The following is a 278-nucleotide window of genomic DNA, read 5'->3' as shown; positions in this document are numbered from 1 at the left end:
ACTCGCCGAATTCAATGGACTACAGCCCGGGGCCCCGTTGGCGCCAGGCATGAAGCTCCGACTGATCCCCGCTCCAGGTCCGATCAAGGGCGCAAAAGGGACGGCTAACGTCGACGGGAACGGCATCCCCACCAGTTACACCATTGAACCTGACGATACCCTCGACGGGATCACATACCGCTTCGGAATTACCGCCGAGCAACTGGCCGAAGCAAACAAAGTCCCGTACGTGTACACAAAGGGAACCACCTACTTTGTCCGTGCAGGGAACCATATCC

Annotated in this window: 1 protein-coding gene; it reads left to right on the top strand. The window is 58.3% G+C overall.

The window, feature by feature from the left end; all coding sequences use genetic code 11:
• Positions 1-49: 49 nt before the first annotated feature.
• The coding region (locus SB724_RS19855) for a LysM peptidoglycan-binding domain-containing protein (RefSeq protein WP_410572525.1) at positions 50-278 on the top strand (229 nt) is incomplete at its 3' end.

Source organism: Bacillus sp. SIMBA_031 (assembly GCF_046535225.1).
GTDB lineage: Bacteria > Bacillota > Bacilli > Bacillales > Bacillaceae > Bacillus > Bacillus velezensis.
This window is presented reverse-complemented; position numbering and strand designations above follow the sequence as displayed.